Source organism: Microcystis sp. LE19-8.1F (assembly GCF_027531715.1).
Lineage (GTDB): Bacteria > Cyanobacteriota > Cyanobacteriia > Cyanobacteriales > Microcystaceae > Microcystis > Microcystis wesenbergii_A.
Genome location: NZ_JAPZSO010000147.1, coordinates 1 through 6701 on the forward strand (window position 1 = coordinate 1; position 6701 = coordinate 6701).

The 6701-nt window shown below is 39.9% G+C and carries 4 protein-coding genes and 1 pseudogene; 1 reads left to right on the forward strand and 4 read right to left on the reverse strand.

Annotated features, from left to right (window positions below; translation table 11 throughout):
* Positions 1-256: 256 nt before the first annotated feature.
* On the forward strand, positions 257-1450 hold the full coding sequence (locus O9334_RS14615) for an IS4 family transposase (RefSeq protein ID WP_045356150.1): 1194 nt from the start codon (positions 257-259) through the stop codon (positions 1448-1450).
* Here O9334_RS14615 and O9334_RS14620 read toward each other — a convergent pair.
* The 4 genes and pseudogenes from O9334_RS14620 to O9334_RS14635 all read right to left on the reverse strand — a co-directional run.
* On the reverse strand, positions 1434-2009 hold the full coding sequence (locus O9334_RS14620; RefSeq protein WP_288000803.1) for a hypothetical protein: 576 nt from the start codon (positions 2007-2009) through the stop codon (positions 1434-1436). The genes O9334_RS14615 and O9334_RS14620 overlap by 17 nt on opposite strands.
* Positions 2002-3477, reverse strand: coding sequence for an AAA family ATPase (locus O9334_RS14625; protein WP_288000806.1), 1476 nt, complete (start codon positions 3475-3477; stop codon positions 2002-2004). The genes O9334_RS14620 and O9334_RS14625 overlap by 8 nt, the downstream gene beginning before the upstream one ends.
* Positions 3478-3547: 70 nt before the next feature.
* Positions 3548-6172 carry an alanine--tRNA ligase gene (alaS, locus tag O9334_RS14630; protein ID WP_288000808.1) on the reverse strand — a complete coding sequence of 875 codons (2625 nt, stop codon included), beginning with the start codon at positions 6170-6172 and terminating at the stop codon, positions 3548-3550.
* 71 nt (positions 6173-6243) lie between these two features.
* Positions 6244-6701: pseudogene (locus O9334_RS14635) on the reverse strand (hypothetical protein); the annotation flags it as partial.

Sequence of the window (6701 nt, forward strand, 5' to 3'; positions counted from 1 at the left end):
CAAAAGTCAAAAGGGAAGAAAAATATGTGTACCTCACTAGCTTATAGCGGTGTGCAGTCGTATTAGGTACAGTGTCACAAGCTATAAACCATGCTAGGCAAAGCTTGGTCTGTATCTCACTCAAGCGCTTACCGCTATAAATGGGTAAAAGTACTCAAGGGGTGACAAAGGGGTTCAAAGGTAATCAAGATAAAGACTCTAGCCAAATGAACCCAAAAGAAATAGAGTGGTTGAGACAACCACCCAAAATTTCAATATGTTACCATCATTCTATCAGGCCTGTTTACAAGCCAGCTTGACACAAGCACAATATCTGACTCTACAAATTCTTATACTGCTCCTACAAAGCCATAGAACAGTACAATTGGAGAGATTGGCCGCCTTATTTCCCCAACCAATTACCTTTGAAAGCAGAAGAAGAAATTTACAAAGGTTTCTCAAGTTACCGCAATTAAGTGTAAAATTGTTATGGTTTCCGCTAATTAAACACATTATTAAGCAAGAGTTTAGCGAAAAAAATAAAAATCGACATCAAAGAAGAAAACTGAAAAAACTTAAGCATCTGGGACATCTATTATTGGTAATTGACCGAACAGATTGGAAAGGAAGAAATTTGTTTGTAGCTAGTGTTATTTGTGGAAAAAGGGCGTTACCTGTGTACTGGATATTGTTAGATAAACAAGGAAGCAGTAATTTAGGGAACCAAAAAAACTTTCTCAAGCCGGTATTAAAATTTTTGAAATCCTACCCAGTTGTCGTGATAGGCGACCGAGAATTTCACAGTGTTCAACTAGGAAAGTGGCTAGACGAAAAGGGGATAGCCTTTATTCTGAGACAAAAGAAGGGAACATCTTTGCTATTATCAGGTGAAGAAAACTATCAACCTCTAAAAGCTCTAGATATTCAACCGGGGACTCAGCATTTTTTTTCGGATATTTATCATACATCTGCTCATAAACTTGGCCCTTTTAATTTGGCCACTCGCTGGAAAAGACGCTACCGTAGTAAACAAGCCGAAGCTCCTTGGTATCTTCTTACTAATCTTGACTCTTTGGATGAGACTTTAAATTTATATGAATCTCGTTTTGGCATTGAAGCAATGTTCAAAGATTGTAAAACGGGAGGTTATAATATCGAGAAAACTAAAGTTAGCGAACCGCGTTTTTTAGCTCTTGTTTTATTAATTGCTATCGCCTATTCTTTAAATACAATACGGGGTCAACAACTCAATATTTTACCCCACCGTGTTTATATTTGTCGCCTCAAAGAATCTAATCGTTCTGCTGAAAGACATAGTGATTTTTGGATAGGGACTTATGGTACTTTTTGGGTTGAGTCGATGGATATTTTTTCGGAACTTGCCCTTTCTTTGATACGCCTCAAACCCCAGAAAAACCCTTATTTCTCCAAAGGGTTAACGGCTATGAGCCTTATCAAGCAAGCTCTTTAACCTTTCTGTCACCCCTTGAGTAAAAAATGATTCCTCTGAAATGCACACATATTTCTGTATCTTGATAGTTTTTCTGGGGATTAGCATGATTATTGAGAGTCAGAAGCATATAGATTCTATTCATCCCGCTTTGAAATTTACCAGCAATCTGCTTTAATGTGCTTTCTTTGTCTTTTTTTGCCTGTAGGGATGCTTTGAGTTCAATTAAACAAATTTGCAGATGATAATTGAGAATTTTACCCCCATCATCGACTTTTCTCTGTAAAACTAATATAGCTTTTTCAGGGGTTTTGCCGGAAGCAGAGATACCGGGTAACTCTTTTTCTAAATTGATAACCCAGATTTTATCTACTTCTGTAGATATATTTTTGTCATTTTTAAATGATAACTTTAAGTGATTAATAACTACTTTCTTTAAATCGCTCTTATTTGTTTCTTGAATTTCAATATACGCATCCTGACTAAGGCAAATTTCTTCAATAAAACCCGATTTTTCTAAAGCTTGGTGAAACTCTTGTCTAAGGGAAAATATTTCTTTTTTTGAGTTAGACTTACTCATTCTCTGCTAAATAGATATGGTTGGTTAAAATTTCTCCAGATTTCTGCACGGAGTTGATAACTTCTTTAAAGTTACGAAAATAAACACCATATTCACTGGTTCCATAATCAATAATTTTATCACCCGTGAAAAAGTAAACCCCTAAGTCTTCTTTAGCAATTGAAATTTCTGGATTTAAATTTTTTAATTGATTATCCTCAATAATTTTTGTGACATCAACATCATAACTTTTTAAGGTATGAAGATAAACATAATTGTTGAGAATATCGGTTAAAATCGGGCTATGGGTGGTGATCAAAACCCGATTATTATGCTCGGTGACAAATTGAACTAAAATATCCATTAAGCGAATTTGATTTTCGGGATGCAAATTAACCTCTGGTTCATCTATCATCAAAAAATTGTTTTTTTCCTTGGCCCAATATTTGAGATAAAGATACAAGATAGTCAACTGATTGACTGAAGATGAAGCTAGATACATGGGTAAATCTTTGCTTTCATCGAATTTAAAAGAAAATTGAATAGGTGCGATCGATTCTAGACTAGAAATCGTGATTTCTCCTCCCATTAATCCGGTCATCTTTTCAATCAGAGAATTATAAACTGAATTAATTTTTTTATTGGTATTGAGAGAATAAAGCGACTCAATCACTTTATTCATTGGTTCCGTATAAGACCTTTTGGGTAATTGTTCTTGAAGACGTTTGAATATATCCCGATTAGTATCACCATCATCATCAATATTTTCTATTAATTCTTGCAATCGACGATTATACTCACTTCTTTTATTTCTCTCTATCTCATAAATGTACTGGTAGAAAACAGGAAAAAAGCTACGACTAGCGGGGATAAAAAAAGTATCTTGTATCGGAGACAAAAGCACTCTTATTATTGACGGAATAATTACTGATTCCTTGTATGGTTTAGCTCTCTCAAAAAAGTCTCTGGGTATTTGATCAAATACTTTCTCAGGGATATTATTCTCTTTTATATTTATTGTTAGGCTACCTTTGCCCTTGCTAATCTGTAAATACTCCAGATCATTATTTCCTGCAACACGAACCAAAAAAGTTGTTTTAAATGTCGTCTCTTTAAATTCTTTGATATTTGCTTGAAAAATTAATTTATTGGAACCAATAATCGTTTCTTTAATACTGGCATCAAGATTATAAGTATTAACAACTTCTTTTTCAATAAACTGGCTAAATTTATTGAGAATTTCATCGATTAATTCTTGATTGATCCTAATTTTTTTAATAGGTTTTTCCGAGTCAATTAATAAAGAATCAATTTGGGTATTTTCGGAAAACTTTCTAATATTGTCATTATTAAAAATTGTCCATAAAAGCTGAGAAACTAGGGTTTTGCCACTATTGTTGTAGCCAATAAAAGTATAAAACTTCTTGGTTAAATCTATAGTTTGATTATTATTTCTAATTGATCCCAAATTCTTGATCAGTAGTTCCATATTATTTTTACCAATCACACCGAGAGGATAACTAATTTTTTAAAGGTGGACAAAATGCCCACCCTTAAAACTATTGTAAACTGCTAGTTAACTGACTTTTGGCCTTAGCTAAAGCTTCGCTTAACTTACTAGCATCCCGTCCCCCAGCTTGAGCTAAATTGGGACGGCCACCACCACCACCAGCGCAGATTTTAGCGATCGCACCGATAAATTTACCCGCTTGTAAACCCTTATCTTTAATCACCCGGGGACTAAAAGCGGCCACTAAACTCACTTTATCAGCTGCGGGAGTCGAGGCCAAAATTACCGCCCCTTCCCCTAATTTTTGCTGTAGTCTTTCGGCTGCGGCCATCAAAGCATTAGCATCAATATCGCCCAAAGAAGCGACTAATAGCTTAAATTCGCCGATAGATTCAGTTTGAGATAGCAAAGCATCCGATTTATTTAGTGCTAACTCCTGTTTAACCGCTTCTAACTGCTTTTGTGTCCCCTTTAACTCCGATTGTAAGGCCGTAATGCGATCGGGAATTTCCAGAGGTTTGACCTTAAAGCGGTCGCACAAATCCCGCACCACCTGATCCCGTTCATTCAGGTATGCTAACACGGCAGGGCCGGCCACCGCTTCGATGCGACGAATTCCTGCGGCGATTCCCGTCTCGGAGATGATTTTAAATAAACCGATCTCGGCGGTATTTTTAACGTGAGTTCCCCCGCATAATTCCATAGAAACGCTAGGAATATCAATAACTCGCACTTCTGAGCCGTATTTCTCGCCAAACATGGCAATAGCTCCCTTCTGCTTCGCTTCTTCCAATCCCATCACCGCTATCTCGGTGTCATGCGCTTCGGCAATCCAAGTGTTAATCTGTTCTTCCACCTGTTGCAATTCAGAGCTAGTCAGGGGACGAGGACAGTTAAAATCAAAACGGAGGCGCTCAAAACTGACGAGGGAACCCGCTTGGGAAATCCCCCCATCGACAAGCTTTTTCAGGGCCGATTGTAGCAGATGGGTCGCGGTATGATTAGCTTGAGCGCGACGACGACAGGAGCGATCGATCTGAGCATTAATTGTATCGCCAGTGGTGACAATTCCCCGCTCAATCCGACCAAAATGGATAAAAATCCCCGATTCTTTCTGCACATCCTCAACGCGGATAAGCAGATTATCGCCAGTTAAATAACCCTTATCACCGATTTGTCCACCCGATTCGGCATAAAAAGGGGTTTGATCGAGAACTACCTGCACCTCAGTGCCTGCTGCGGCCGATTCCACCGTTTTACCAGCGACCAAAACCGCCGTTACTGTTGCGGTTGCTTGCAAATCCGTATAACCGAGAAATTCCGTCGGGTGAATATGTTCCGCCAGCTTATCTAAACTGCCCTGTACCGTCAAATCTATGGTTTCGTGGGCGGCTTTTGATCTTTGCTGCTGTTTTTTCATTTCCTGCTCGAAACCCGCCGTATCGACGCTTAAACCCTGCTCCTCGGCGATTTCTTGAGTGAGTTCCAGGGGGAAGCCATAGGTATCATAAAGGGTAAAGGCATCGACTCCCGAAATCTGGCTTTTTTCTTTTTCTAGAATCGATTCGAGCAGTTTCTCGCCTCTTTCTAGGGTTTCTAAAAATCTCGCTTCCTCTCGCTCTAATTCTGCCTTGATAACCGTTTCTCGTTCCCGAACATTGCCATAGACGGACTCGGAAAGAGCGATCGCAACTTCCGCCACTTTGGTGATAAATTGACCTTCAATACCGATCAAACGCCCGTGTCGTACTACTCTCCGAATCAGACGACGCAGGACGTAACCTCTGTCAGTATTCGATGCTGAGATACCATCCGCTATCATGTGTACTACCGAACGCACATGATCGCCGATGACTTTTAGGGAAACTTTCGTTTTTTCGTCCGCTTTCTGGTAGTCTATGGCTGCTAACCGGGCCGCTTCGGCGACAATCGGGAAAATTAGGTCAGTTTCGTAGTTATTGGCGACTTTTTGCAGGATTTGCGCCATCCGTTCCAAACCCATCCCCGTATCGATATTTTTATTCGCTAGGGGTGTTAGATTGCCGTCCGCGTCGCGGTTATACTGCATGAAGACGAGGTTATAAAACTCGATAAAACGGCTATCATCCTCTAAATCGATGGTTTTATCCCCTAATTCCGGGTGAAAATCGTAGTAAATTTCCGAACAGGGACCACAGGGACCCGTGGGACCCGATACCCAAAAGTTATCCGCTTCGCCCATTTTTTGGATACGATGGGCAGGAATACCGATTTTATCGCGCCAGATAGCGAAAGCTTCCTCATCCTCTTTAAAGACACTAACGACTAATCTTTCGGGGGGAAGGTTAAAAACTTCTGTGGACAATTCCCAGGCCCAGGCGATCGCTTGTTCTTTAAAATAATCACCAAAGCTAAAATTGCCCAACATCTCAAAAAAAGTATGGTGTCTAGCAGTCCGGCCGACATTTTCGATATCGTTGGTGCGAATACATTTTTGAGAAGTGGTAGCGCGGGGAAATTCTGGGGTCTTTTGCCCTAAGAAAATCGGCTTAAAAGGGAGCATTCCCGCAATAGTCAGCAAAACGGTGGGGTCTTCTGGTACTAGAGAGGCACTAGGGAGAATTTTATGGTTTCTGGCCGCAAAAAAGTCTAAAAATCGCTGGCGAATCTCGCTTCCGCTTAGGTGGTTACTCATAGAAGATGTCAGTTAGTCAGAAAATGCCTATTTTATCCATTGTGGCATTTTTGCGTTTTAACTCTCCACCTTTACTCTCGCGCCGCTTGTCGGACCTGTTCTAAGTCTAAATCCAAAGCTTGAGCGATTTGTTCCACACTTAAACCCAAAGCAAGCAAACGGGGAATAGATTCCAGTTTTCCTTCTAGTTTTCCTTCTAGTTTTCCTTCCAGTTTTCCTTCCAGTCGTCCTTCCCGTTTAGTTGCTTCCTTCCATTCCTGATAGGTTTGAGATAAGGTCATAAACACCTCTCTATCTTCAGTTTCTAGGATGTTATTTATTTCCATACTAACCCGCCAACTAATCAATAATTCCAGCACATTTTCCCGGAAAGCATTACACGGAAGGAGATAAAATCCACAAACGAGGGGCATTGTCTTCATTGTAGCTCTGATTTTCCCGTTTGGCTTGTCTTTGCAGTTCGGCTAAAATCGCCAAAAGTTTTGCTAAACAATTACGAATCTCGCTACGGTTGGGAGGATTGCGATAG

Bases quoted from the DNA above. Each gene is read 5' to 3' on its own strand.
- O9334_RS14615 (WP_045356150.1), top strand. From the start codon at position 257: ATGTTACCATCATTCTATCAGGCCTGTTTACAAGCCAGCTTGACACAA.
- O9334_RS14620 (WP_288000803.1), bottom strand. From the start codon at position 2,009: ATGAGTAAGTCTAACTCAAAAAAAGAAATATTTTCCCTTAGACAAGAG.
- alaS (WP_288000808.1), bottom strand. From the start codon at position 6,172: ATGAGTAACCACCTAAGCGGAAGCGAGATTCGCCAGCGATTTTTAGAC.
- O9334_RS14625 (WP_288000806.1), bottom strand. From the start codon at position 3,477: ATGGAACTACTGATCAAGAATTTGGGATCAATTAGAAATAATAATCAA.